This is a genomic window from Corallococcus sicarius (genome assembly GCF_003611735.1).
In the GTDB taxonomy this organism is placed as follows: Bacteria; Myxococcota; Myxococcia; order Myxococcales; family Myxococcaceae; genus Corallococcus; species Corallococcus sicarius.
Map to the genome: position 1 here is coordinate 1 of NZ_RAWG01000044.1, position 26,093 is coordinate 26,093.

At 69.2% G+C, this 26,093-nt stretch carries 22 protein-coding genes and 1 pseudogene; 12 read left to right on the forward strand and 11 right to left on the reverse strand.

Annotated elements, in window-relative coordinates:
• From D7X12_RS09495 to D7X12_RS44170, 4 genes are all read right to left on the reverse strand, one after another.
• Nucleotides 1-210 (reverse strand): anti-sigma factor family protein (locus D7X12_RS09495; RefSeq protein WP_147443591.1); only part of this gene is annotated, 210 nt, incomplete at its 3' end.
• Nucleotides 207-764, reverse strand: a complete 558-nt coding sequence (locus tag D7X12_RS09500; RefSeq protein WP_120624947.1) for an RNA polymerase sigma factor — start codon at nucleotides 762-764, stop codon at nucleotides 207-209. The genes D7X12_RS09500 and D7X12_RS09495, both read right to left, overlap by 4 nt.
• Before the next feature lie 562 nt (nucleotides 765-1,326).
• Nucleotides 1,327-1,926, reverse strand: a complete 600-nt coding sequence (locus D7X12_RS09505; RefSeq protein ID WP_120624948.1) for an imm11 family protein — start codon at nucleotides 1,924-1,926, stop codon at nucleotides 1,327-1,329.
• A 3-nt stretch (nucleotides 1,927-1,929) separates the two neighbouring features.
• Nucleotides 1,930-3,051: a PAAR-like domain-containing protein gene (locus D7X12_RS44170; protein ID WP_244224453.1), complete on the reverse strand. Its 1,122-nt coding sequence runs from the start codon at nucleotides 3,049-3,051 to the stop codon at nucleotides 1,930-1,932.
• Nucleotides 3,052-3,327: 276 nt separating this feature from the next.
• On the opposite strand from D7X12_RS44170, the gene D7X12_RS09520 reads away from it, so the two are divergent.
• The 8 genes from D7X12_RS09520 to D7X12_RS09555 all read left to right on the forward strand — a co-directional run bounded on the left by D7X12_RS09520 (nucleotide 3,328) and on the right by D7X12_RS09555 (nucleotide 12,490).
• The gene (locus D7X12_RS09520; protein WP_120624949.1) at nucleotides 3,328-3,687 is read left to right on the forward strand and encodes a hypothetical protein; all 360 of its coding nucleotides are present in this window, start codon (nucleotides 3,328-3,330) and stop codon (nucleotides 3,685-3,687) included.
• A gap of 158 nt (nucleotides 3,688-3,845) precedes the next feature.
• A complete protein-coding gene (locus D7X12_RS09525) occupies nucleotides 3,846-4,922 on the forward strand; it encodes a porin (RefSeq protein ID WP_120624950.1) in 1,077 nt (358 codons plus the stop codon).
• 22 nt (nucleotides 4,923-4,944) lie between these two features.
• Nucleotides 4,945-5,034 (forward strand): K(+)-transporting ATPase subunit F, encoded by a 90-nt coding sequence (kdpF, locus tag D7X12_RS09530; protein ID WP_120615194.1) that lies wholly within the window; start codon nucleotides 4,945-4,947, stop codon nucleotides 5,032-5,034.
• Entirely contained in the window at nucleotides 5,034-6,752 is a 1,719-nt protein-coding gene (gene kdpA, locus D7X12_RS09535; protein WP_120624951.1) for a potassium-transporting ATPase subunit KdpA, read from the forward strand. The genes kdpF and kdpA overlap by 1 nt, the downstream gene beginning before the upstream one ends.
• A 2-nt stretch (nucleotides 6,753-6,754) precedes the next feature.
• The gene (gene kdpB, locus D7X12_RS09540) at nucleotides 6,755-8,815 is read left to right on the forward strand and encodes a potassium-transporting ATPase subunit KdpB (protein WP_120624952.1); all 2,061 of its coding nucleotides are present in this window, start codon (nucleotides 6,755-6,757) and stop codon (nucleotides 8,813-8,815) included.
• 21 nt (nucleotides 8,816-8,836) lie between these two features.
• Nucleotides 8,837-9,448, forward strand: a complete 612-nt coding sequence (gene kdpC / locus D7X12_RS09545) for a potassium-transporting ATPase subunit KdpC (RefSeq protein WP_120624953.1) — start codon at nucleotides 8,837-8,839, stop codon at nucleotides 9,446-9,448.
• Nucleotides 9,449-9,461: 13 nt separating this feature from the next.
• Entirely contained in the window at nucleotides 9,462-10,634 is a 1,173-nt protein-coding gene (locus D7X12_RS09550; RefSeq protein WP_120624954.1) for a sensor protein KdpD, read from the forward strand.
• The gene (locus tag D7X12_RS09555) at nucleotides 10,631-12,490 is read left to right on the forward strand and encodes a HAMP domain-containing sensor histidine kinase (protein ID WP_120624955.1); all 1,860 of its coding nucleotides are present in this window, start codon (nucleotides 10,631-10,633) and stop codon (nucleotides 12,488-12,490) included. The genes D7X12_RS09550 and D7X12_RS09555 overlap by 4 nt, the downstream gene beginning before the upstream one ends.
• Before the next feature lie 15 nt (nucleotides 12,491-12,505).
• Here D7X12_RS09555 and D7X12_RS09560 read toward each other — a convergent pair whose 3' ends face one another.
• Together D7X12_RS09560 and D7X12_RS09565 are read right to left on the reverse strand one after the other, a co-directional pair.
• Nucleotides 12,506-12,967, reverse strand: a complete 462-nt coding sequence (locus D7X12_RS09560) for a hemerythrin domain-containing protein (protein ID WP_120624956.1) — start codon at nucleotides 12,965-12,967, stop codon at nucleotides 12,506-12,508.
• 140 nt (nucleotides 12,968-13,107) lie between these two features.
• Nucleotides 13,108-14,445 carry a sigma-54-dependent transcriptional regulator gene (locus tag D7X12_RS09565; RefSeq protein ID WP_167508988.1) on the reverse strand — a complete coding sequence of 446 codons (1,338 nt, stop codon included), beginning with the start codon at nucleotides 14,443-14,445 and terminating at the stop codon, nucleotides 13,108-13,110.
• 155 nt (nucleotides 14,446-14,600) lie between these two features.
• Between D7X12_RS09565 and D7X12_RS09570 the strand changes: the two genes are divergently transcribed.
• Nucleotides 14,601-14,975, forward strand: a complete 375-nt coding sequence (locus D7X12_RS09570; protein ID WP_244224454.1) for a hypothetical protein — start codon at nucleotides 14,601-14,603, stop codon at nucleotides 14,973-14,975.
• Between the two features lie 338 nt (nucleotides 14,976-15,313).
• Nucleotides 15,314-16,906 carry a methyl-accepting chemotaxis protein gene (locus D7X12_RS09575; protein WP_120624959.1) on the forward strand — a complete coding sequence of 531 codons (1,593 nt, stop codon included), beginning with the start codon at nucleotides 15,314-15,316 and terminating at the stop codon, nucleotides 16,904-16,906.
• Between the two features lie 85 nt (nucleotides 16,907-16,991).
• On the opposite strand, the gene D7X12_RS09580 is transcribed toward D7X12_RS09575, so the two are convergent.
• A complete protein-coding gene (locus D7X12_RS09580) occupies nucleotides 16,992-18,644 on the reverse strand; it encodes a formate--tetrahydrofolate ligase (RefSeq protein WP_120624960.1) in 1,653 nt (550 codons plus the stop codon).
• Between the two features lie 178 nt (nucleotides 18,645-18,822).
• Here D7X12_RS09580 and D7X12_RS09585 point away from each other — a divergent pair, with 178 nt between their 5' ends.
• A complete protein-coding gene (locus D7X12_RS09585; protein WP_120624961.1) occupies nucleotides 18,823-19,611 on the forward strand; it encodes a hypothetical protein in 789 nt (262 codons plus the stop codon).
• Nucleotides 19,612-19,614: 3 nt separating this feature from the next.
• Here the strand turns inward: D7X12_RS09585 and D7X12_RS09590 are convergent, their stop codons facing one another.
• Together D7X12_RS09590 and D7X12_RS09595 are read right to left on the reverse strand one after the other, a co-directional pair.
• Nucleotides 19,615-20,379, reverse strand: a complete 765-nt coding sequence (locus D7X12_RS09590) for a hypothetical protein (protein ID WP_120624962.1) — start codon at nucleotides 20,377-20,379, stop codon at nucleotides 19,615-19,617.
• Nucleotides 20,380-20,455: 76 nt separating this feature from the next.
• Entirely contained in the window at nucleotides 20,456-23,149 is a 2,694-nt protein-coding gene (locus D7X12_RS09595; protein ID WP_120624963.1) for an AsmA family protein, read from the reverse strand.
• Nucleotides 23,150-23,860: 711 nt separating this feature from the next.
• On the opposite strand from D7X12_RS09595, the pseudogene D7X12_RS44175 reads away from it, so the two are divergent.
• A pseudogene (locus D7X12_RS44175) lies at nucleotides 23,861-24,606 on the forward strand (IS5 family transposase).
• 49 nt (nucleotides 24,607-24,655) lie between these two features.
• On the opposite strand, the gene D7X12_RS09610 reads toward D7X12_RS44175, so the two are convergent.
• Entirely contained in the window at nucleotides 24,656-25,591 is a 936-nt protein-coding gene (locus tag D7X12_RS09610) for an ImmA/IrrE family metallo-endopeptidase (RefSeq protein WP_120624981.1), read from the reverse strand.
• Nucleotides 25,592-25,605: 14 nt separating this feature from the next.
• Nucleotides 25,606-26,091: a helix-turn-helix domain-containing protein gene (locus D7X12_RS09615; RefSeq protein ID WP_120624966.1), complete on the reverse strand. Its 486-nt coding sequence runs from the start codon at nucleotides 26,089-26,091 to the stop codon at nucleotides 25,606-25,608.
• Nucleotides 26,092-26,093 lie beyond the last annotated feature (2 nt).

Genomic DNA, 26,093 nt, shown 5'->3' on the forward strand with positions numbered 1-26,093 from the left:
GGGCTGGGGCCAGGGGGCCGAGGCGGCCTCGCGGACTTCGGCTTCCTCCGCGAACGCCATCCGGCCGAGTACGTCCACCTGGAGCAGCTCATGGAGCCGGACCCAGCACACCTCGCAGCTGGCGAGGTGCGCGCGGAAGCCGTCCTGGTCCTCCGGAGGCAATCCGCCATCCACGAAGGCGGAGAGGTTGGGGCAGTCGGCCGTCGTCACCCATTCCCCCGCTTCCGGCGGGCTTCCGCCATGCCGCGGAGCTGGTCACGGAGGCGGTGGCGCGCGTGGAAGAGCCAGGTGCCCACCGTGCCCACGGGCGCGCCCAGGTGGCGGCCGATCTCCGCGTGGCGCAGCCCTTCGGAGTGCATTTCGAAGGTGCGGCGCAGGTTGTAGGGGAGGGTGGCGACGGCCTGGCGCAGCTCCGCCTCGGTGATGCACTCCCACAGCTCCAGGTCCGGCGCGTCCGGCTCCTCGAAGAGCTTGTGCACGTTGCCGAGGTTGATGACGGTGGCGGCCTCGGACCGGGAGCGGCGGCACTGGTCGAGGAAGCGGTTGTGGAGCACCCGCACCAGCCAGGCGCGCCGTTCCGGCTCCGTCCAGGACTGGAGCATGTCCCACTTCAGCAGGGCCCGCAGCAGCACGTCCTGGACCAGGTCCGCGCAATCGCTGGCATTCCGGCCACAAAGATTCCGGGCAACAGCCACCAGGATGGGCTGCTGGCGGATCGCGAAGACGGCGTACTCCATGTCTGAACTGTCGAGCTCTTCTTTCATCGTACGGCCCCCCGATGCCGGTGATGATTAGATAACGGTATAGGTCTGATTTCTTGGATAGATTACAAACCCCCCGTCAGGTTGGGTGTGGTTGCCTGACTGTCTTTGTGTGTCTGGACTCAGCCCGAGAGGCCAATGCGGGAATCCGCTATTTTCTTATATTTCTGAGAGGTGTGTGTGATTTATTGCAGAGCACGGGCAGGGAATCCCTGGGGGGCCTGCTGGCTGATGGCGGGGTGCGGAGTGCCTGGGGCTCCTGAGCGACGCTGTGAGTCAGGACCCTCGGGACCGCAGCCACCGCGCAGGCCCTACCCGGCGGCATCCACCTGGAAGCTCGCGGAAATGCCCAACACCCCGCCGTCCTCCTCATCAAGGGGCAGCACGGAGCGCTGCCGGTCCGCACAGGCGATCTCGTTTTGCGGCAAGCCGTGGTGGTCCACCATCACGGGGTGACGCGGGACGGGAGAGCCCAGTCGCAACCGCACGGGGTTTCACCGACCCTGTCGGAAGGGGTGATGCCCTTGACGATGCTCGCGAATCGGTGCTGCCAGTGCGTCAGCCACTACCCGCCAGCATCCACCCGGAAGCCCGCGGAGTCGCTCCACTTGTCCGCGCGGACGAACGCCATGCCTTCCGGCGGCGGCGTCAGCGCTAGCAGCTGTTCCACCAGGGACCGGTGGAACACGTAGGTGCTGATGGACTCCGCCAGCACGAACAGCAGCCGTCTCTCCAGCGGGATTTCCTGGAGCACGCGTTCGTCCAGGACGAGCGCATCAATGCCCAACACCTCGCCATCTTCAGCATCAATGGACAGCACGGATCGCTGCCGATCCGCACAGGCGATTTCGTTGTAGACGTGCAGCACCCAATAGCGCCGCACATCGTCCGGCTTCACCTTCACGTCCGCTGGCACAAGCTGAACGCCATGAAGTCCCAGCGGCTCCAGCACCTCCTTCATCCGAGTGGAGAACACCGGTTGCGGCAATCCGTGATGATCCACCATCACCGGGTGGGGCGGTACTGGAGAGCCCAGTCGCAACCGCACTGGGTTTGAGAGGGTGACGGGCTCCGGTCTCCCAAAGCCCCACACCAACTCGTCCCACTGGAGGAGCGGGTGGCTGTTGTTCGGCGCTGACTCGATGACGAAGTAGTCGGCCTGCATGGCTCACTCTCCAATGCGAAGGGGGCGCCTCGCCAGGGGGCGGCCCGTCACCGCTTGTTTGTGGAGGTGCTGTCTCTCCCGGGGACAGGGCGACGAACCCGGCTTCTGCCGGATGCTCCTGAGCCCCGAGCATCCTTTCCCGCCTGGTGCGTAGTCGAGTCCGTCACGGGTGAGGGTCCACAAGAACCGCTCCACCTTTTCCAGAATCTCCGCACTGATTTTGTCGAACTTGCGGACCAATGCGTCGGGGTCGGTGCAGAACGCGCCACGCTCCACTTGTGCCTCGACCTCCCGAAGCTTCTTCATGACTGCCCTGGGATACGCCAAGGCGACGTCGAACGCATAACCTTCGGCGTGGTTCCCTCGATGCACGGCGACGTGGAGCTCGCAGGCGCCGGCCATCTTCATGGGCAGGAACACCCCGTTCTGCTGTCGGTCGGGGTGGTACCCGAAACGCACGCAGAACAGGGCCCACTTCTCGCTCTCCAGTGCTTCCAGGCAGATGAGGTGATGCGCAGCGATTGAGAACGGTCCCGTGTACCAGGGGTGTGTCGCAAGCTCGCGTCCCTGAAGCATGTTCCGACCCAGCGCGGCGGAACTGCCCAGGTTGCCGCCCGCTCGCCCCTTCGCCTCGATGGGCGGGTGCTCCTTCCCGCAGCAATCACACGGCACCCTGCGCCGCGGTGTCTCCCGCTCCTCCACCCGGCCGGCCAACGGGCGAGTCACCTGGGGCTGCACGAGCGGAAATGGCGGAGTGTTGTGGTCGTTGAGACAGAAGAGGTCGAAGTTCCGCACCACGCCTTTCCCTTCAATGCGCACGTCGAACGAGAAGTTCATCGGGTGCGCTCTCCCCCGCGTCTTCCCCGATGCCACGCCGCCCAGACTCCCCGCCTCGTTGCCCGTCGACTTGCCGATGAAGGAGTTGGACAGGCACACCGCGGCGCCGTTGATGGAGACCGTCTTCGATCCGTTCTCCAGGTCCTTGCTCTGGGCGATGTTCGTATAGGGGAGGGGGATAGGCCCGGACGGACCCGGCGTCTTGCAAACGTCGGGGAACCCCACCACCTTCCCCTCGCTTTGGGTGGTGACCGGGCTCATCCCGTCGGCGAGCACGTTGTTCTTCACTCCTGCCATCGCGCCTCCCAAGATGAGCAGGTCCGCAACACGCGCGAGGCCGGCTGCGTTGCAGTCGACCGTACGCAATACGCGCGCCACGCTGCCCTCTGGGATGGGGAAGGCGTCGCCTTTCGAACTGCCCTCTCCTATCCGTGACTGCCTCAGATTTCTGGGAGGCGTGTGGGCTTCCTCCTGGGCAAGGGGGCGGAATTCCTGAGAGGACCGCGCTGGTCCGCGCCTTGCTGTGCGCAGGGCTGCGTCACACTTTCCGCTGAAGGAGCCGCGATGCGCTGGATGAAACTGGTGGGATGTTGCCTGACGGTGATGGCCTTCACGGCCTGTGGTTCGGACGCATCGGGCGACAAGCAGGGGCGGCTCGCGCTGCGCGATGGGCAGTCGTTGGACGTCGCGCAGGAGTGCGGCGTGGACCTGCCCCAGTGTCCGCAGAGCCTGGGCTGCTTTGCCTTCAAGCTGGACGGAGTCACCCAGGCGCGTTGCGTGGATGAGGCGTCGGTGTGCACGGAGCTCGTCACCTGCACCGGCGGCACCACGTGCGCCACGCTGCTCTCCTATCCCGGCCAGGTGACCTGCTCTGGCACGTGCACCGGCCCGGATTGCGACGAGTCCGTGTCCAGCCAGCCCTGAAGCTCGTGCCGCACGTTTCACGCCGCAGGGCTCCCGGAGGCCTGTTCGTGCACATTGCAATCCGGGCCCGCACCCGCGCCCCGCAACCGGCCGGAATGACTGGGGCGGCCGGCGGCCCGTGACGGTACGGCGGATGCTCAAGGGAAGGGGACGCCATCATGCCCACCTTCCCTTTGACCCCGCTGTTGACCCACGTCCTCCTGGCCCAGGCCGGCCCCGTGGAGCCCGCGCCCACCGTCCTCTCCCGCCTCCAGGTGGAAGGGGGCGTGGACGCCTACTACGGCTACGACTTCAACCGCCCCGCCAGCGCCACCAGCTTCCTGGCAGGCACCGGCACCACCGCACGGCGGCACAACGAGGCCACCGTCAACCTCGCCTCGCTCGGCGTGAGCGTCACCCCGGAGCCCGTGGGCGTGCGCGTGCTGCTCGGCTTCGGCACCGGCATGGACGTCCTCCACCGCGCTGAACCCGAGGGCGACGCCACCGGCCCCGACCTCTGGCGCTTCGTGCAGCAGGCGTCGCTGTCCTTCGCCGAAGGCCCCCTCACCCTGGAGGCCGGCATCTTCCCCAGCCACATCGGGCTGGAGTCCTTCCAATCCCAGCTCAACTGGACGTACACGCGCTCGTGGATGGGAGAGTTCTCCCCCTACTACCAGACCGGCCTCAAGGGCACCTGGCGCTTCAATGACCGCTGGAGCGCGCAGCTGCACCTGCTCAATGGCTGGCAGACCATTGGCGAGAACAACACCGGCAAGGCCCTGGGCACCCAGGTCGCCTACGCCGGGGACCGCCTGTCCGCGGCCCTCAACACCTTCGTCGGCAACGAGGGCTCCGGTGACGCGGAGGCCCTGCGCCTCTTCGTCGACACCGTCGCCACCCTCAAGGTCACCGACGCCGTGAGCGTCTCCGCCACCGCGGACGCCGGCCGTCAGGCTCGCCCCGGGATGAGCGCCGCGCTCTGGTACGCGGCCGGCGCCAACGTGCGCGTGCAGGTCGCCCGGCCCGTGGCCGTGACCGCGCGCGCGGAGGTGTACCGCGACCGGGATGGGCTCCTGAGTGGCACCGCGCAGACGCTCTCCGAGGGCACGCTCACGCTGGAACTGAAGCCCGCCGAACACCTCACCCTCAAGGCCGAGGCCCGCTACGACCGCTCCACCGAGCGCGTCTTCGACAGCCGGGACACACCGCGCCAACACCAGACGCTGCTCGTCGTCGGAGCCGTCGCCTACTTCTGACCCTCCCCACGGAGCCGAACCCATGACCTTCGAATACGTCGCCGGGACCGCGCTCGCGGTCCTGCTGTCCGTCTACCTCGTCTACGCCTTGCTCCGGCCGGAGCGCTTCTGATGACCGCCACCGGCTGGCTGCAGACCCTGCTGTTCTTCGCCCTCGTCCTCGCGCTGACGAAGCCCGTGGGCGGCTACCTCTTCCGCGTCTTCGAGGCCGGCACCCAACCTCTTCCACGCCTGCTCGGCCCCGTCGAGCGCGCCCTCCTGCGCCTGTGCGGCGTGGACCGCGAGCGCGAGCAGACGTGGGGCCAGTACACCGTCGCCCTGCTCGCCTTCAGCCTGCTGGGCGTCCTCATCCTCTACGTGCTCCAGCGCCTCCAGCACGTGCTCCCCTTCAACCCCCAGGGCCTGCCGGCCGTCGGTCCGGAGCTCGCCTTCAACACCGCCGCCAGCTTCGTCGCCAACACCAACTGGCAGTCCTACGCCGGCGAATCCACGATGAGCTACGCCACCCAGATGGTGGGGCTGACGTGGCAGAACTTCGTCTCCGCCGCCGCGGGCCTGGGCGTCGCGCTGGCCCTGGCGCGCGGCCTCACCCGCCGCCCCGGTCCGGAGGGCCGCAAGACGCTGGGCAACTTCTGGGTGGACCTGGTGCGCGGCACGCTCTACGTGCTGCTGCCCCTGAGCTTCGTCGCGGCCCTGTTCTTCGTTTCGCAGGGCGTGCTCCAGAACCTCGCGCCGTACCACGGCGTGACGACCGTGGAGGGCGTGAAGCAGACGCTCGCCTTCGGGCCGGTGGCCTCGCAGGAGGCCATCAAGATGCTGGGCACCAACGGCGGCGGCTTCTTCAACGCCAACAGCGCCCACCCCTTTGAAAACCCCACGCCCCTCACCAACCTGGTGCAATTGCTGCTCATCTTCCTGCTCCCCGCGGGCCTCACGTACACCTACGGGAAGATGACCGGCGACACGAAGCAGGGCTGGGTCCTCTTCGCAGCCATGTCCGTCCTCTTCCTCGGGGGCGCTGGTGCCAGCTACGCCGCCGAGTCCCAGCCCAACCCCGCGCTCGCTTCCGCGCAGGTCGTCCAGGCCGGGAACCTGGAGGGCAAGGAGGCGAGATTCGGCGTCGCGGCCTCCGCGCTGTTCGCCACCGTCACCACCGACGCGTCGTGCGGCGCGGTCAATGCCATGCACGACAGCTTCACCGCGCTGGGCGGGCTGGTGCCGCTCGTCAACATGCAGCTCGGCGAGGTCATCTTCGGGGGCGTGGGGGCGGGCCTCTACGGCATCCTCGTGATGGCGGTGCTCGCGGTGTTCATCGCCGGCCTGATGGTGGGCCGCACCCCGGAGTTCCTCGGCAAGAAGATTGAAGCGCGCGAGATGAAACTCGCGATGCTGTACGTGCTCGTCTTCCCGCTGGTCATCCTGGGCCTGTCCGCGGTGGCCGCCGTCATCCCGCAGGGCACGTCGTCCCTCAACAACGCCGGGCCGCACGGCCTGTCGGAAATCTTGTATGCGTTCACCAGCGGCGTCGCCAACAACGGCAGCGCCTTCGCCGGCCTCAACGCCAACACCCCGTTCTGGAACGTCAGCCTGGGCATGTCGATGCTCGCGGGCCGCTTCCTGATGATGGTGCCGGTGCTGGCGCTGGCGGGCTCGCTCGTGGGCAAGAAGGTCGTGGCCCCCGGGCCCGGCACCTTCCCCACCGAAGGCGTCCTCTTCACCGGGTTGCTCGTGAGCGTCGTCCTCATCGTGGGCGCGCTGACGTTCTTCCCCGCGCTGTCACTCGGCCCCATCGTCGAGCACTTCCTCGGCGCGGCCGGAAAGGTGTACTGACCATGGCCCCCGCTTCCAGGCAGGCGTCGCTGCTGGACCCGACGCTGCTCAAGCCCGCCGTGTGGGAGAGCTTCAAGAAGCTCCACCCGCGCGACGTGGCCCGCAACCCGGTGATGTTCGTGGTCTGGGCCGGCAGCCTCCTCACCACCGTGTTCGTCCTCAAGGACGCGGTGGCCCCTCGACACGACAGCGCGCCGTCCTGGTTCACCGTGTCGGTGATGCTGTGGCTGTGGTTCACCGTCCTCTTCGCCAACTTCGCCGAAGCCGTGGCGGAGGGGCGCGGCAAGGCCCAGGCGAGCGCCCTGCGCCGCATGCGCCAGGACACCCAGGCCCGCCGGCTGAAGGACGACGGAAGCGAGGAGCGCGTGGGCGCCCCCGCGCTGCGCAAGGGCGACCGCGTGGTGTGCGAGGCGGGCGACGTCATCCCCGGCGACGGCGACGTGGTGGAGGGCATCGCCAGCGTGGACGAGTCCGCCGTCACCGGCGAGTCGGCCCCCGTCATCCGCGAGTCCGGCGGCGACCGCTCGGCCGTGACGGGCGGCACCAAGGTGCTGTCCGACCGCATCGTCATCCGCATCAGCGTGGACCCGGGCGAGTCGTTCCTCGACCGGATGATTGGACTGGTGGAGGGCGCGGCCCGGCAGAAGACGCCGAATGAAATCGCCCTGCACATCCTGCTGGTGGGCCTCACGCTGGTGTTCCTGCTGGCGTGCGTGACGCTGGTGCCGCTGGCGCTCTACTCCGGCGTGCCGCTGTCCGGGACGGCGGTGGTGGCGCTGCTCGTGTGCCTCATCCCCACGACCATCGGCGGGCTCTTGAGCGCCATTGGCATCGCGGGCATGGACCGGCTCTTGCGCAAGAACGTGCTCGCGCTCAGTGGCCGCGCGGTGGAGGCGGCGGGGGACGTGGACACGCTGCTGCTCGACAAGACGGGCACCATCACCCTGGGCAACCGCATGGCCACGGAGCTGCTCCCGATGCCCGGCGTGCGCATGGAGGAGCTGGCGGAGGCCGCGCAGCTCGCGAGCCTCGCGGATGAAACGCCGGAAGGGCGCTCCGTCGTCACGCTGGTGAAGGACGCCTACAAGATGCGTCCGAGGGAGCTGCGCGCGCACCAGGCCACCTTCGTGCCCTTCACCGCGCAGACGCGCATGAGCGGCTGCGACCTGGTGGACCCCCACCCGCGCAGCATCCGCAAGGGCGCGGTGGACGCCCTCGTGCGCTACGTGAAGGAGCAGGGCGGCGCCGTGCCGGAGGAACTGGCCCAGGTGGCGGGCCGCATCGGTGACGCGGGCGGCACGCCGCTGGCCGTGGCCGACGGCGCGCGCGTGCTGGGCATCATCCACCTGAAGGACGTGGTGAAGGGCGGCATCAAGGAGCGGTTCGACCGCTTCCGCGCCATGGGCATCCGCACCGTGATGATCACCGGCGACAACCCGCGCACCGCGGCCGCCATCGCCCGCGAGGCCGGCGTGGACGACTTCCTCGCGGAGGCGACCCCGGAGGCGAAGCTGGCGCTCATCCGCGCCGAGCAGGCCAAGGGCAAGCTCGTGGCCATGACGGGCGACGGCACCAACGACGCGCCCGCGCTGGCCCAGGCGGACGTGGGCGTGGCGATGAACACCGGCACCCAGGCCGCCAAGGAGGCCGGCAACATGGTGGACCTGGACTCCAACCCCACCAAGCTCCTGGAGGTGGTGGAGGTGGGCAAGCAGCTCCTGATGACGCGCGGCACGCTGACGACGTTCTCCATCGCCAACGACGTGGCCAAGTACTTCGCCATCCTGCCGGCGCTGTTCATGGGCGTCTTCCCCCAGATGGCCCCGCTCAACGTGATGGGGCTGACGTCACCGTTCAGCGCCATCCTGTCCGCCGTCATCTTCAACGCGCTCATCATCGTGGCGCTCATCCCGCTGGCGCTCAAGGGCGTGCGCTACCGCCCGCTGGGCGCGGCGGCGCTCCTGCGCCGCAGCCTGCTCCTGTACGGGGTGGGCGGCGTCATCGTCCCGTTCGTGGGCATCAAGGTCATCGACGTGCTGCTCACCACCGTGGGCCTGGCCTGACCTGAAAGGAATTGGCACATCATGGCTTCCACTCTTCTCACCGCCCTGCGCGTCAGCGTCGTCACGCTGGTCCTCACGGGCGTGATGTACCCGCTGGTCGTCACGGGCGTGGCGCAGGTGCTGTTCCCCCACGAAGCCAACGGGTCGCTCGCGAAGGACGACCAGGGCCGCGAGGTGGGCAGCACGCTCATCGGCCAGGGCTTCACGAGGCCCGGCTACTTCCAGCCGCGTCCCTCCGCCGCTGGCGCGGGCTACGACGCGGCGGCGTCCAGCGGCAGCAACCTGGGGCCCACCTCCCAGAAGCTCCGGGACCGCGCGGTGGCGGACGCGGACCGGCTGCGCCGCGAGAACCCGGACGCCCCCGGCCTCGTGCCGGGCGAGCTGGTGACGGCGTCCGCGTCCGGATTGGATCCGCACGTGTCGCCGGAGTCCGCGCTGTGGCAGGTTCCCCGCGTGGCGCGGGCGCGCGGGGTGGACCCGGAGCGCGTGCGCACGCTGGTGGCGTCGCAGGTGGAGGGCCGGACGTTCGGCGTGCTGGGCGAACCCCGGGTGAACGTGCTCACGTTGAACCTCGCGATGGACCGACAGTTCGGCGGGCCCGCTCCCACCCCCGCGAAGTCCGCGGGACCTTGAGGAAGACCCTGGCATGACGACGCGGCGCCCTCGCGCGGAAGACTTCCTGGAGCTGGTGGAGCGCGGCCGGAGGGGCCGGCTGAAGCTCTACATCGGCTTCGCGGCGGGCGTGGGCAAGACGTTCCGCATGCTGGAGGAGGCGCACGCGCTCAAGCTGCGCGGCGTGGACGTGGTGCTGGGCTTCGTCGAGACGCACGGTCGTCCGGAGACGGAGGCGCTGGTGGCGGGACTGGAGCTCGTGCCCCGCCAGCGCAGCACCTACCGCGACGTCACGGTGGAGGAGATGGACCTGGACGCCGTCCTCGCGCGCAGGCCGCACGTGGCCATCGTGGACGAGCTGGCCCACACCAACCTGCCCGTGTGCCGCAACCGCAAGCGCTACCAGGACGTGCAGGAGCTGCTGGCCGCGGGCATCAACGTCATTGGCGCCTTCAACGTGCAGCACCTGGAGAGCCTCAACGACCTGGTGGAGCGCAACACCGGCGTCACCGTCCGGGAGACCCTGCCCGACAGCTTCCTCAAGAACGCCGACCAGGTGGTGAACCTGGACCTCGCGGTGGAGGACCTGCACGAGCGGCTCAAGGCGGGAAAAATCTACGCGCCCGACAAGGTGCCGCACGCCCTGGAGCGCTTCTTCACCGGCGACAACCTCTCCACCCTGCGCGAACTGGCGCTGCGCGAGGTGGCGGAGAGCCTGGACCGCGCCACCACCGGCAAGCAGGCCCGCGCGGGCGAGGACCCGTCCCAGAAGGGAGCCGGAGGCGCCTGGGGCCGCGTGCTGGTGGCCCTCTCCAGCCAGCCGCCCCGCGCGGCGACGCTGCTGCGCCGGGGCTCGCGCATGGCGGGCCGCCTCAACACGGACTGGTTCGTGGTGTACGTGGAGACGCCGGGGGAAGCGCCCCACCTCATCGACGCGGAGGCCCAGCGCCACCTGCTGACGAACATCGAGAAGGCGAAGGAGCTGGGCGCGGAGGTGGTGCGCCTGCGCGCGAAGGACCCCGTGGCGGCGCTCCTGGACTTCGGCCGCTCGCACGGCGTGGGGCACATCATCATCGGGCGCTCGACCCAGGCGAGGTGGCGCCAGCGGCTGGGCCTCACCGCGGACGCGCGCCTGCTGCGAGAGGGGGACGGCTTCGACATCCACGTCGTGTCCTTCGAAGTCCCGCATGAGGAGAAGCGCCCATGACGCTGCGCTCCCGCCTGCTGCTCGCTCAGGCGCCGCTGGTGCTGGCGCTGCTGCTGCTGGGCACGCTGGCCGTCGTCACCCTGGGGCGCGTGGGCCGCTCCGGGCAGCAGGTGCTGGAGGACAACTACCGCAGCGTGCTCGCCACCCAGCGCATCACCGAACACCTGGAGCGCATGGACAGTGCGGCCCTGTTCATCGTCGCGGGCGAGCGCGAGCGGGGACAGGCCCAGCAGGCCGCGCAGCGCCCTCCGCTGGAGTCGGAGCTGGCCACGCAGCAGGGCAACATCACCGAACCCGGCGAGGCGGAGGCGACGCAGCGGCTGCGCGCCGCGTGGACGCGCTACCAGTCCGCGTTCGACGCGTTCCTCCAGGAGCGTGACCCGGAGGCGTCCCGCGCGCGCTACTTCCAATCCCTCTCACCGGCCTTCCAGGCGGCGAAGGCGGCCGCGTCCGCCATCCTCGCGCTCAACCAGGACGCGATGGTGCACAAGAGCGACCGGCTGCGCCAGCAGAGCGGGCAGGTGAACACGCTGATGGTGCTGGCGGTGGCGGCGGCGCTGGGCTTCGGCCTCTTCTTCACCACGTCGCTGGTGCAGCGGGCGCTGCGGCCGGTGTCGGTGCTGTCGCAGGCGGTGCGCCGGCTGGGGCAGGGCGACGGCGAGGCGCGCGCGGTGGTGGAGGGTGGGGATGAGATCGCCTGGCTCGCCCGGGACTTCAACACCATGGCGGAGCGGCTGGGACAGTACCGGCGCAGCAGCCTGGGCGAATTGCTCCAGGCGCAGGCGGTGTCCCAGGCGGCCATCGACAGCCTGCCGGACCCGGTGCTGGTGCTGGGCGCGGACGGCGGGCTGCTCAACGTGAACGCCGCGGCGGAGGCGGTGCTGCGGCTCAAGCTGGATGAAGGAGGGGACGCGCTGGGCCGCGTGGAGCCGGAGGTGCGCGCGGTGCTGGAGCGCGTGCGCGCGCACGTCGTGGGCGGCCGGGGCGCCTACCAGCCCCGGGGCTACGAGGAGGCGGTGCGCGTGGAGGCCTCCCCGGAGGGCGGCCGGTGGCTCTTGCCGCGCGGCAGCCCGGTGCACGGCGAGACGGGGGAGGTGGTGGGCGCCACGCTCATCCTCCAGGACGTGACGCGGCTGCGGCGCTTCGACGAGCTGAAGAACGACCTGGTGGCCACGGTGGCGCACGAGTTCCGCACGCCGCTGACGTCCCTGCGCATGGCCATCCACCTGGTGGCCGAGGGCGTCGTGGGCCCGGTGACGGAGAAGCAGGCGGACCTGCTCTTCGCGGCGCGCGAGGACTGCGAGCGGTTGCAGGGCATCGTGGACGACCTGCTGGACCTGTCGCGCATCCAGTCCGGCCAGCTCCAGCTGGACCTGCGCGAGGTGCGCACGGAGGACCTGATGGAGCACGCGCTGGACGCCTGGCGCACGGTGGCCGAGGACCGCGGCGTGCGCCTGTCCCATTCCCTGTCGCAGGACGTGGAGACGGTGCGCGTGGATCCGGACCGGCTTCACCTGGTGCTGGGCAACCTCGTGGGCAACGGCGTGAAGCACACGCCCCGCGACGGCGAGGTGGCGGTGCGCGTGCTGCGCGACGGCGCCCTCGTGCGCTTCGAGGTGCGCGACACCGGCGAGGGCATCCCCGCCCAGGAGCAGGCGCGCATCTTCGAGAAGTTCTACCGCGCGCCGGGCGCACCCCCGGGCGGCGCGGGATTGGGGCTGTCCATCGCGCGCGACATCGTCCAGGCGCACGGCGGCGAGCTGGGCGTGGTGAGCACTCCGGGCCAGGGCAGCACCTTCTGGTTCACCCTCCCGCAGCCCACGCCGCAGTCCATGCCGGAGCCTGCTGGGGACTGACGGACGACCGCCGCGTCACGGCGGCGCGACCACCTCCAGATGGCGCCGCGCTTCCTGGCGCGCGTCGGAGGCGGAGCGGGCCAGCTCCGTGCTGGACAGGCCGAACGCTGCTTCGTCCATCTTCCGGAGCCGGGGAAACACGTCCCGCTCCTCCTCCGTCAGGTGGTGCGCCACCACGGCCTCCAGCTGCCGCACCGTGGCCTCCCTGCGGCGCACGTCCCAGCAGGCGTGCATCAGCTCGGAGAGCAGCTGGGTCATCTCCCCATGCTCCTCCACCGCGAAGTCGATGCGCGGGCCGTGGACGACGCCGCGGGCGACCGGGTACACCCAGCGCTCCTCGAGGGTGCTGTGCAGCGTGAGAGCTTCGGCCAGCCGCACGCACAGCTCCGGCCGCTCGTCATCGGGAGCCGCGCGGTAGGCCTCGAAGAGGGCCTCGAGGTCGCGGTGCTGCTGGATGAGCACGTCGATGATGTCCATGCGCCCCCCTGCCTGGGCCCCCGGAGTGGTGGCCCTTTCGCAGGGTCCTCACGCGCGCGTGCGGGTGCAATCCCCACGCAGGAGGCCGTACCCCTGAGCGCCCCGTCCTCCAGGGCCGGGCGGGCGTGGAGGAGGGGGGCTCACGCGTCCGACTCGTACTTCTTGCGCTTGCGCCACAGCGTGGACGCGTCGATGCCGAGCAGCCGGGCCGCCTCCTCCAGCGTGGGCGTGGAGGCCATGACGCGCAGGATGTGTTCGCGCTCCACGTCCTCCAGCGTGTGCGGCCCGCCCAGGCTCACGCCGGGGCCCGCCGCGGACGCGATGCGCTCCGGGAACGCCTGCGGCTCCACCACGCCCGCGGGCCCCACGATGAGCGCGCGCTCCAGGGCGTTGCGCAGCTCGCGCACGTTGCCCGGCCAGGGGTAGGCGCGCAGCATCGCCTCCGTGGCGGGCGACAGCTCCGGGGCCGGACGCTGCGCGGCCCTCGCGAAGAAGGCGACGAAGCGCCGGGCCAGCGGCAGCAGGTCCTCCGGCCGCTCGCGCAGGGCGGGGAGCTTCACCTCCAGGACGTTCAACCGGTACATCAGGTCCTCGCGGAAGCGCCCCTCCGCCACGTCCTTCTCCAGGTCGCGGTGCGTGGCCGCCACCACCCGCACGTCCGCCTTGCGCGTGCGGCCCTCGCCCAGCCGCTCGAACTGCTTCTCCTGGAGGAAGCGCAACAGCTGCGCCTGGAGCGACGGGCTCATCTCCGCCACCTCGTCCAGGAACAGCGTCCCGCCCTCCGCCTGCTCCACGCGCCCCGGCTGGTCCTTCACCGCGCCCGTGAAGGCCCCGCGCGCGTGGCCGAACAGCTCGCTCGCCAGCAGCTGTTCGGACAGGGTGGGGCAGTTGATGGTGACGAAGGGCCGCTTGCGCCGCGCGCTCATGGAATGCAGCGCGCGGGCGAGCACGCCCTTGCCGGTGCCGCTCTCCCCGCGCAGCAGCACCGCCGCGTCGGACGTGGCCGCGCGGGTGATGAAGCCAATCACAGCGTGCATCGCGGGCGACGCCGTCTCCAGCGTGGCCTCCGGCACCGCCTGCGCGAGCTGCCCTTCCAGGTCCCCCAGGTGCGAGGACAGCTCCCGCTGCGCCTTCGCGCGCTCCAGCACGTGGCGGATCTGCGCGGGGGTGAAGGGCTTGGGCAGGTAGTCGCGCGCGCCGCGCTTCACGGCCTCCACGGCGGTGTCGAACGTCGCGTAGGCGGTGATGAGGATGACGTCCAGCGCGGGCGACTCCGCCAGCAGGCGCGGCAGCAGCTCCAGCCCGGAGGCGTTGCCCAGGCGCAGGTCCACGAACGCCAGGTCCGCCGGGCCCTGCGCCAACGCGGCGAGCGCGGCCTCCGGGGTGGCCGCCTCCCGCACCTCGCACCCGAAGCCTTCCAGGCACACGCGCAGGGTGTGGCGGATGTTTCGCTCGTCGTCCACCACGAGCACCCGCATGGGGCGCTCCATGGCCTCGGGTCCGGTACGGACTTCCATGGGGACAGTCTAAGAGCGCGCCCGGAGCGCGCTTGCAAGGTGCAACCCCGGGCCGGCTGGTGTCTGCTGCGGGACGGCCGTGCGGACTGGCACGCGCCGTGGATGGAATGGAGCCCATGCGCAACGACGGAACGCCGCCCGGTGAAGGGGGAGAGGACAACATCTTCGCGAAGGAGCTGGCGCCCGCGCCCGACCGCTGGGTGCGCCGGGGCACGTGGATTGGCGCCGTCCTGCTGCTGCTCATCGGCGTCTTCCTGTGGCTGCAGGGCGGGGAGAACCGCGCGCTGAACGCGCTCGCGCCCTCGCAGCGACAGGCCCTGTTCCAGGAGACGCACGATGAGTTCCAGGAGCTGTGCGTGCTGCTCGACGGCGGCACCACGCGCTTTCCCAAGCGGTGCACCAAGCACGCGGACTTCCTCGCCCGCTTCGCCGAGTGCGACGACGTGTGCAAGCGGGAGATCCAACCCTTCCTCAGCCCGCCCGCACGCTGAGTCTCTCCTGGATTCCTGATCGCACCGCCATGTGCGCCCGCCGCCTACGTCAGACGTGAGGCGTCCTGCGCGCCAGGTCCCACCTGACAGGGCAAGGTGTCCCACCCCACCCTGCGGGGCAGGTCAGACCCGCTTCCAAGATATTTCAAGGGTCGCGGGCTTGAGTCGGGGGGAGAGGTGTTGTCTATCCTACGGGCCTCGGCGGAGCCTCGACTGCTGGGGGGGCCCGTGCGGGCCGCGGAAGGATGAGCGACAATGACTTGGCGCAGCAGGCCCTGCGGGGCTCCACGACCGCGCTTCATCGGGATGACTGACGTGGGGTTGCGAGGGGGTGTGCGATGGCGTTGAGACTCAAGCAGAAGATGATGGTGCTGCCGGTGGTGGCCGCGGTGTTCCTGGTGGCCATCGTGGCGGTGACGGTGGTGTTGGGCTCGCGCACGCGGAACGTGTCGGAGCGCATCGGTTCCAGCCTGGCTCCGTCGGTGAGCCTGTCGCAGACGGCGCGCGCGGGCTTCGCGACCCTGCACCAGGACGTGGGCGACGCGGTGGCGTTGCACGCGGTGCAGCAGCAGTCGCTGGACGCGCAGGTGAAGGAGCTCCAGGCGGGGCTCAAGGCGCTGCGCGCCCTTCCGGACGTGGACCCGACCGCGGTGGAGGCGGTGGAGGCGGCCTTCACGACCTACTGGCAGGAGGCGACGCGCGTGGTGGCGCTGGCCTCCCGCAACGACGCGGCCGCGGAGGCGGCGCTGGCGAAGCTGGGGTCGGCGCACAAGACGGTGCACGACCGGCTGGAGTCGGTGACGGCGCAGCAGGAGGCCGCGCAGCGCGAGGCCTTCATGGAGGTGTCGTCGCTGCACCGCTCCACGCTGACGTGGGTGCTGCTGCTGTCGGTGGTGTGCATGGCCGCGCTCGCGGCGCTGATGGTGTGGCTGCTGCGGGAAGTGACGCAGCCCCTGGCGCGGCTGACGGAGTCGGCGACGCGCATCGCGCGGGACGGTGACCTGACGCAGCTCATCGACACCAGCTCCCAGGATGAGGTGGGGGAGCTGGCGCGCAGCATCCAGACGCTGCAACAGCGGCTGCGCTCGGTGCCGGGCACGCTGCACGCGGTGGTGACGGAGCTGACGGCGGCGGCGTCGCGGCTGAACGCGGCGAGCCACGAGCAGCTCAACTTCCTGACCAACCAGTCCCGCAGCCTCACGGAGGCCAGCTCCACCATCGCGGAGATCGCCCAGACGTCGGGCATGGCGGCCAGCCGCGCGGAGATGGTGCTGAAGGTCGCGGCGCAGGCGGACGCGTTCAGCTCCTCCGGGCAGGTGTCCATCGAGCGGAGCGCGGAGGGGCTGCAGCAGATCCGCCAGCGGGTGGGCGCGCTCGTGGGCAGCATCGGGCACCTGTCCGAGCAGGCGGTGCACGCCGGTGAAATCATCGGCAGCGTGAAGGACCTGGCGGACCAGTCCAACGTGCTGGCGCTGAACGCGGCCATCGAGGCGGCGCGGGCCGGCGAAGAGGGCCGGGGCTTCGCGGTGGTGGCCAAGGAGATGCGGGCGCTCAGCGGGCAGTCGCTCCAGAGCACGCAGCGCATCGGGAAGATCCTCCTGGAGATCAACCAGGCCATCCGCCAGACGGTGGGCATCGCGGAGGGGGACAGCCAGAAGATGGAGGAGGGCATCGAGCAGGTGCTCGCCTCCGCGACGACGCTCAAGGACATCACCCAGGTGGTGCAGGAGAGCAGCCAGGCCGCGCGGCAGATCGTCGCCTCGGTGACCCAGCAGAACGCGGGCATCACGCAGATGACGGAAGTGGTGACGCAGCTGTCGGAGATGATGAGCGACGTGGTGATGGCCACCAGCAACGCCGAAGAGGCGGTGGGGCAGATCAACGCCTCGCTGGGCAAGCTCCAGGAGCTGTCCACCTCGTTCCGCGTCTAGCGCCCCGTCGCACGGCGCCAGCAGGGCCCACGGGCCGTCCCGGATGCACCGGGGCGGCCCGCTGTGCTTCGGGGTGCTTCGGTCCCTACTCGCCCTGCATCAGGCCGGTGATGCGGCCATCCGGGTGGACGGTGACGCGCCTCGCGGCGGGCTCGCGGGGCAGGCCCGGCATGGTGAGCAGCTCGCCGGTGAGCGCGACGAGGAAGCCCGCGCCCGCGGACAGGCGCACCTCGCGCACCGTCAACGTGAAGCCCCGGGGCCGGCCCGTCTTCGTCGGATCATCCGACAGCGACAGGTGCGTCTTCGCCATGCACACCGGCAGCTCCGCGCCGCCCAGCGCGCGCGCCGTCTCCAGGTCCTTGCGCGCCCCTGGCGTGAAGGCCACGTCGTCCGCGCCGTACACCGTGCGCGCGATGGCGCGGATCTTCTCCTCCGGTGACTGCTCCAGCGAGTAGAGGAAGCGCGGCTTGGGGGGCGCCGCGTCCGTCGCGTCCAGCATCGCGAGCACCGTGTCCGCCAGCTCCAGCGAACCCTCGCCGCCCTTGGTGAAGCCGTCGCACACCGCGATGCCCACGCCGCGCGCCTTCGCGAACGCGCGCAGCTCGTCCAGCTCCGCCGCCGTGTCCTGGGGGAAGCGGTTCACGCACAGCACCGCCGGCAGGCCGAACGCGGCCACCGACTCCAGGTGCTTCTCCAGGTGGTCGAAGCCGCGCAGCAGCGCGTCCCGGTCCGGCTCCGCCACCTGCGCGGGAGCGGCTCCGCCGTGGTGCTTGAGCGCGCGCAGCGTCACCACCAGCATCACGCCCCGGGGCCACACGCCCGCGCCGCGGCACTTGATGTCCAGGAACTTCTCCGCGCCCAGGTCGAAGCCGAAGCCCGCTTCCGTCACGACCTCGTCCGCGTACGCCAGCGCCAGGCGCGTGCCCATGACGGAGGAGCAGCCGTGCGCGATGTTGCCGAAGGGCCCCGCGTGCACGATGGCCGGACCACCCTCGCGCGTCTGGGCGAGGTTCGGCATCAGCGCGTCCTTGAGCAGCGCCACCATGGACGCCGCCGCGTTCACGTCGTTGGCGCGCACGGGCGAGCCGTCCGGCGCCTGTCCCACGACGATGCGCCCCAGCCGCGCCTCCAGGTCCTTGAGGCTCTCCGACAGGGCGAGGATGGCCATCACCTCGCTGGCGGCGGTGATGTCGAAGGACGTCTCGCGCGGGACGCCGTGCGCCTTGCCGCCCAGCCCCACGATGACGTTGCGCAGGAACCGGTCGTTCATGTCCATGGCGCGGCGCCAGCGCACCTTGGTGCCCTCCAGCACCACCGGGTGGCCGTAGTACACGGCGTTGTCCACCAGGGCGGACAGCAGGTTGTGGGCGCTGGTGATGGCGTGCAGGTCGCCGGTGAAGTGCAGGTTGATGTCCGCCGCGGGCTCCAGGCTGGCCACGCCGCCGCCGGTGCCACCGCCCTTCACGCCGAAGACGGGGCCCAGGGACGGCTCGCGCAGCGCCGCCACGGCCTTGCGGCCCCGCTGGCGCAGGCCCATGGCGAGCGCCACGGACATGGTCGTCTTGCCCTCGCCCGGGGGCGTGGGGTTGATGGCGGAGACCAGGACCATGCGGCCCTGGCGCGAGCTGCGGCCCAGGGCGTCCAGGGACACCTTGGCGCGGTCGCGGCCCCACGGGAGGACGTCTTCCGGCGCGAGGCCCAGCTCGGCGCCGACTTCGGCAATGGGACGGAGCGTCATGGCGCGGGACTCTCCGCGTCCCGCCGGGCGAGGTCAACGCTCGTGAGGCGCGAGAGCAGGCAGGCACGCAGGCCAGGAAGGTTCCCCGGGAGGCGTGCGGGTGGGAGGATGACGGCGCGGGACGCAGACCGGGAGCGCGGTGGAATAGGCGGCCGGGACTTCCGTCAGAAGGAACATCATGAATCGCATTCTCGGCATCGCATCGGTGGGGTTGGCTTCGGTGGCGCTGGGCGTGGCCCTGTGGGGGCCCGGCCGGACGGAGGCTCCGGCGGCGGAAGAGGCGCCCCGGGCACAGGACGCGTCGGCGGACGTCCGGGCGCTCCAGACGCGCGTGAAGGCCCTGGAGGAGACCGTGCAGCTGCTGTCGCGGCGGCTGATGGCCTTCGAGCAGCAGCCCGGCACGGCCGGCGCCGGCGCCGGTCCTGCGCCCGCGGGCCTGGAGGCGGAGGTGGCGAAGCTGCGCGAGGAGGTGCGCGGCGTGATGGTGGGCGAGGCGCTGAGCACCGACAGCGGCAAGGCGACGCTGAAGGAGATGCTGCGCTCGGTGCAGGACGAGCAGCGCAACGAGCAGCGCCAGCAGTGGCAGCAGCAGATCGACCAGATGCGGTCGCAGGCGGAGGCGGAACGCAGCGAGCGCCTCAAGACGTTCATCTCCGACGCGAAGCTCTCCTACAGCCAGGAGCAGGAGCTGACGAAGCAGCTCAAGGCCGAGGACGCGAAGCGCCAGGAGCTGATGGCGAACCTGAACGGCGGCGGCGCGGGTCAGGGCCGGGACACCCGCCGGCAGATGCGCGACCTGCGCACGCAGACCGACCAGGAGATGCAGAAGGTCCTCAGCGCGGATCAGCTGACGAAGTACCAGGAGATGCGTCGTGAAGACGCCAGCCCCCGCGGCGGTGGTCCCCGCGGTGGCCCTGTCGGTGGTGCCGGTGGCGGCTGGGAAGCGCGCGGCGCGGCCGGGCAGTAGCGGCTAACTGCTCCGCTCCTTCCGGGCTCCCAGAGGCCGGAAGGAGGCGCCGTCGGAGGAGGTTTCCACGCGCTGGACGTCCTGGAGGTCGAAGGCGTCCGCCAGGGCCACCGACGGCGTGCACAGCAGCACGGGGACCCGAGCGGACGCCGCGCGAGCGGCCTGGACCCGGTCCCAGAGTGCATTCGCGGGCAGGTCCACGCCGGGCTCGGTGCCGGGCTCCTGGAGGAAGAGCAAGGACTCCTCGTCCACGGTGAAGTCCCCGGCGGACTGGACGCGGAAGCCGCGCAGGAACCGGTTCATCCGCCGCGCCGCTCCGTCGGCGATCTGCCCGAGCCACTCCGCTTCGTTGGCCACGGGCCCGGGTGGGCTGGCAGCGAGGGCAGGGGGGAACGAGGAGAGCCGGGCCTCGTCCTGGGGGGCGTTGTCCGAGGGCTCGACGAAGGGGATTCCCAGTCCTGCCGCCAAGTCCAGCTCCTCGCGGGTGATGCGCCACCGCCCGTCCGGGAAGCGCCGCAGCTCCACGCGGTAGTCGTCACCCTGGACGCCCAGCACGCACGTCACCTGTTCGTCCGCCATCCAGGGAAGGGCCAGGTGCTCCTGGAGCCGACCTTCGGCGAGTGCTCGCAGGAGCGTGAAGAGACGGATCAGGTCGCGGGTGGCCGTGCCGTCCGGATCCAGCAACACCTCCAGCGGCCGAGGGCGCAGCACCACGTCGCGCAGGGAGTGGAAGCCCGCGACCTCGATGCGCGTGAGTCGGAGGACCATGGGCGGAGAGCCTACGCCGCGAAGCTCCCTCGTCGGAGCTCCGCGGCGTGTTTCACTTCCGGGCCTGCGGCGGTGCCTACTTCCCGCCGAAGATGCCCTTGAGCTTCTTCTTCGCCTCTTCCGCCGCGCGCTGCTTCGCCTTCTCCTGCTCGGCGCGGGCCTGCTCCTCCAGCTTCCTCTTCTCCTCCGCGACGCGGGCCTCCGCCTCGGCCTTGGCCTTGTCCTGGCCGCCGGTGATGACGTCCTGCACGGCCTTGCCCTTCTCGCCCAGCAGGTTGCCCGCCACCGACGCGCCCGCCAGCTTCAGGATGGTCGTCGCCGCCGGCTTCACGTCGATGCCCGTCACCTCCGGGCTCCACGCCTTGCCCGTGAGCTTCAACCCCACCGGGATGGGCTCCGTCGGCGTCACCTTGCCCACCGTCAGCGCCTTGATGGTCGCAGGCGTCAGCGAGATGCCGCCAATCAAATCCAGCGTGCCATCCAGCTTGATGCCGCCGTCGAAGTTCATCGCCGCTTCCGGCCGCGTCCAGGTGATGGGCTTGCTCAGCTGCGCCACGCCGTTCTTGATGGTCACGCTGAAGGGCAGGTCCGCGCCCAGCGACGTCACGTCCCCGCTCTTCAGCGCCTTCGCGAACGGAATCGCCTTGGCCAGCGGCCCCGTCGCGGAGGACACCAGGTCCTTGCCCAGGAAGGTGCCCTCCAGCAGGTTGCCGTTGATGCCGCCCAGCAGCGTCTGCTGGAGCTTCTCCATCGTGTAGCCCACGCCCTGCACGTCCACGTTGCCGTTGAACTTGCCCGTGAGCACCTGCTTCGGCGTGCGCGCCGCCAGCGCCTGCGCGACCTCCAGGCCCTGCACCTGCACCTTCGCGGAGAACGGCCGCGCCTCCGGCGCCGGGCCCAGGCGGATGGTCGTGCCGTCCGCCACCACCTTGCCGCCGTAGATGCCCGTCGAGAACTTCTCCACCGTGATGAGGTCGTCCACCATCTTCACCACGCCCGTCACGTTGGACAGGTCCATCGCCGTGTAGCGCAGCGACGCGATGGCGAACTGGATGTCACCCCGGTAGCCGTTGAAGCGCGTGGCCTCCGCCGGTGGCGGCTCCGGCGGCGGCTTGCCCCCGGTGCGCTCCAGGACCTGCTCCTCGCTCATCAACAACTTCTCCGCATCCAGCCGGGCGCTCTTCACGTTCGCCTTGAACGTCGTCGTCGCCTTCTTGCCCGTGCCGGCCAGGGCCACCGTGGCGGTGCCCGTCATCGTGTCCTCGAGCGCGTGCAGCGTCATGCTGGTGACGTTCACCGTCATGCCGCTGCCCGTCTTCGCCGGCGCGTACGTGCCCGCCGCCGCCACGTCCAGCCGCTGCCCCGGGGCCTTGTTCACCAGCAGGCCCGGCCGCATGTCCACGCCGTCCAGGTCCGCCTTCGCGTCGAAGCGCAGCGCGCCGCCGCTCGCCGCCGCGCCCGCCAGCTGGGCGTTGAGCTTCATCGCCCCGCCGGCCTCCTTCGACAGCTGATCCGGCACGCGCAGCCGCACCGGCGTCAGGTCCACCGCGATGTTGAGCGCCTGCGCGTCCTGCGTCCCGCTGCCGCGCACGTCCAACCCGATGGGGCCCGCCACCATGCCCTTGAGCTGCTTCTTCAGGGGCGGGTAGTACTCGGCGAGCACGGCGGGATCCAGGTTGCGTCCCACCAGCTCGAAGCCCTCCACCGCGGGCTTGTCCGTGAGCAGCCCCTTCACGCGGCCCTTGCCGGTGATGGCCGCGGGGCCCAGGTCCAGCTTGAGCTTGTCCAGCGCCAGGTCGCCCGTGGCCATGTCGCCCGTCACGTCCGTGTCGAGCACCACGTCCAGCGCCTTGCCGCCCTCCGCGCCCGCGAACTTCATCCCCAGCGCCTTGATGACGCCCACGAGCTTCGTGGGGCCCTTGCCGCCGGGCACCGCGCCGCCCAGGTCCGCCTTCCAGTCCGCGTCCAGCGTGCCCGCCTGGAAGCCCACGTCCGGGGGCAGGAAGGGCCCCAGGGGCGACAGGTCGATGCGGTCCGCCTTCAGCGTCACCTGCTCCGGCGTGGGCACCAGCGTCGCCGGCAGCGGCGCCGCCTGGAGCGTCATCTTGAGGTTCTGCTTCTCCGCGAGCACCGCCGCCGCCAGGTCCACCTTCAAGGGCTGGCCCACGCGCAGGTCCTTCACCTCGATGTCCAGGTCGCGCACCGCCAGCTCGCGCGCCTGGGCGCCGCCCGCGCGGTCCACGAAGCGGATGGTGCCGTCGGTGAGCGCCGCGCGCTCCACGTGCACGCCGGACAGGTCGGTGGGCTGCGACTCCTCCTCGGGCGCCTCTTCCTTGGGCTGCTGCTGGGCCAGCTTCTCCTGCAACCGCTGCACGTTGGTGGTGCCGTCGGCCAGGCGGAGGACGTTCACGGTGAGGCCGGACACCTCGGCGTTCTTCACCTGGATGTCCTTGCCGCGCGAGGACAAGAGCGGCATCGCCGCCACGCTCACGTCCACCTGCTTCAGCTCCGCGAGCGGCAGGTCTTCGCCCTCGGCGGGGCCCACGACGACGTCCTCAATCTGCGCGCCGACATGGGGAAAGAGCTTCGTGGAGATGTCGCCAATCGTGATGGGGCGCCCGAGCTTCTGCGAGTACGTGGCCGCCTGGTCACGCGCCGTCTTCAGCAGGATGGCGTCCAGCCGCCACAGCACCACCGCCACGATGGCGATCAGGAGGACGAGGATGCCCCCCAGCACATAGGGCCAACGCTTCTTCTTCACAGCCGCCACGGTTCCTCCTCCGTCGGGAGAGCGGTCGAACGCTTAGCGCAGCGCCGGGTGGGCCGCATCTCCCATGGAGACCCGGACGCCCCTCCTCGGCGGGGAAACTTCCACTATCCAGCGTGACGCCCCCGCCGCGGGGATAATCACGCCCCCGCGAAGCCTCACGCCCGCCTGTCCGCTCCGAAGGGCGCGCACGCACCCTGCTCCCGAGCTCCGGCCCGCTTCCGTCCCCCTGCATCTAGGTACGACGGCGCGCTCCAGGAAGGGGGCCTCCGTGACGGATGGCCGCTCCCTCCCCGGAGGTTCTACGGATTCAAAGGACCCAGCACCCCGCCGGTCCTCACAGGTCGATGATGTCCGGCTCCGCGCCCGCCGGCGTGCCCTTCGAGTCCGGCCCGCCCTGTCGGTAGACCTCCTGCAACGGCCTCACCAGTGCCTACTGCATGTCCGTGAGGTCCGACGGATAGCTCTTCCCATTCACCCACGCTGCTTACTGCGCCTGGGGCCGCCCCCCTCTTCGCGTAAGTACTGCCGCCGTTTCCTCTGCCTATGTTCAAGGTTGAGCACAATGGGGGGCACACGTCGCGGCAGCGCTAGGGGCTGTCCCTGATCTCCGGTCCGAAAATTCAACCTGCTGGATCGAACATCGGGGTTGGACCCAGCTTCAGGGGGCATGAGGAGGTTGCCAGCCAGCGTCAGGCATGATCAACGCTGGCTGTGCGCCGACATGAACTGAGCGATGCCGAGTGGAGCCGCATTGAGCCCCTGCTGGGCTCCCGGAGCGGCCCTCCCTCGAAGCGAGGGGACCGTGACTTCATCAACGCCGTGGTGTGGCGCGTGAAGACCGGGGTGCAGTGGCGGGACCTGCCGGAGCGATTCGGCCACTGGAAGACCGTCTACAACCGCTTCCGCCGATGGGCGAAAACCGGGCGCTGGGAAGCCATCTTCCAGGCGCTTCGGCTCGACGTGGATGAGCTCGGCTCCCTCGTCGACGCATCGGTCGTCCGGGCGCACCAAGACGCCGCGGGCGGAAAAGGGGGATCCGAAGCAATGCTCTGGGGCGTTCTCGAGGAGGTTTTTCAACAAAGATTCACGCCGTCACAACGACGGGCGGCAAGCCGCTCCACCTCGCGCTGACTCCTGGCCAGCAGCATGAGTCCACAATGGCCGAGGAACTCCTGGTGCACGCCGAAGGCGAAGCCTTCATTGCCGACACGGGCGATGACGCCGACCGCATCCGCGCCAACGTCCAGAAGCTTGGAATGAAGCCTGTCATCCATTCGAACCCAAGCCGCAAGAGCCCGTTGCCTTTGGACCGGTCCCTCTACCGGCTGCGCTACCGGGTCGAATGCTTCTTCCACGACCTCAAACGCTTTCGGGCTGCCGCCACCCGCTACGACAAGACGGCGACCAGCTACCTCGCCGTCCTGCACGTCGCCTCCATGCTTCTCTGGCTGCGTTAATCAGGAACAGCCCCTAGTTAAAAAGCGAGATGCTGTTTTGGTTCAATGTCTACAGTCCAAAGGACTGGAATGTCGAAGGGTTCGGTTTTAAGTAGACGCCAAGACTGAGTGCGTCATGGCGATTGAAGAAGGTCTCGAAGAGAAATATGTGGGAGACCCCGTTGTCGTCATACAATAAACATTGGGATTTTCCGAGGGGCCCACCCGACTGTGAGCCGCAGTACGATACGATTGTGTTGAATATGCTTAGTTCTGGTGTCTTGGAGAAGCGCTTCGCGAATTCTGGTGATTGAATTGTATACCGACAGGGCTGGGTGGCGTCAAAGTCAACTGGACGTCGAGAGATATGTGGATGGCAGGATACGACACCGATCATTGGCGTCTGGTTGTGTGCCAGCTCGATGTATCGCCAGAGTGTCGTAGTTATCGAATTCCCGAAGACAGGATATAGCTTGCGTATGGAGTCCAGGTTCGGTGCGTAATCATTTGCTTGAAGGGCGAACCTATCTTTCAGGAATAGGAGTTGGCCTGCTGCGAAGTTTGCCTCCGCCTCAAGGTGATCATGGCAGACGGGGGTTAGTGTCTGAGTGTTGTCACCCAGCGTCATTTCCTCGTGCCAGGGCAAAAGACTGTGCCCGATCTCATGAGCTTCATCCCAACGTTGTTTCTTTGGGGGCCTGCTCTTGTCTATTAATATCCGACGTTGATCTGGTAGATAAAGCGCCTTTAAATCGAATTTCTTAATGGCTTCAAAAAGAAGAGATGGGCGCTTGAGGATTTGTAGTCCAGCTACCTTGATCCGACTAACAGTCTCGCGGACCGCGCTATCGTCAGAGGATGTATAATATGCTCGATCAAGTCGTAGTAACTCGCGGACAAGTTCTAAGTTGAGAGGAGGTTCTGGGTTTCCTAACCCTTTCAGTACTTTCTCAACATGACGGTCAATGCTGGCGGCGGTCTTTTGTGTTAAAATAAGATTCTTCACGGTTGGCCGGCTCACTAACGCTGGCTTGAGAGCACCGCGATGAAGCTCTCAAGGGCAGCTGTTTCTTCAGATGTGAGTTTTGCTACGGACTCCGAGCGAGCTGCAAAACGAACAGCTTCATGTCTGATGCGATCATCTCTCGTTGTGCTGAGTCCCGATAGTTGTAAAAGCCCCTTGGATGGGACCTTGAAAAACTGCGCCAATTGGTAAACTGTTCGTGGCTCAGGAATATGAGCTGTCCCTTCCTCAATGTTGACCAATTCCTCGAGGTCTATGTCTGCTTTTTTCTCAAGATCCTCGAGGGTTAGTCCGCGCTTGCGGCGCATGAGTTGAACTAGGCGACCAAAGGCAATTCGGGATTCATCGCTTTCATGTTGAGGTAGTGCTGCGGCTTGTTTAGCGGTAGAAGCAAAAGCACTAAGACCAGCCCCTACTTCGGTAGAAGCCTCACTGGCCGCTGCGCTTGCACACCATTCCTTGCTGAAAATTATTTTCTTCATGA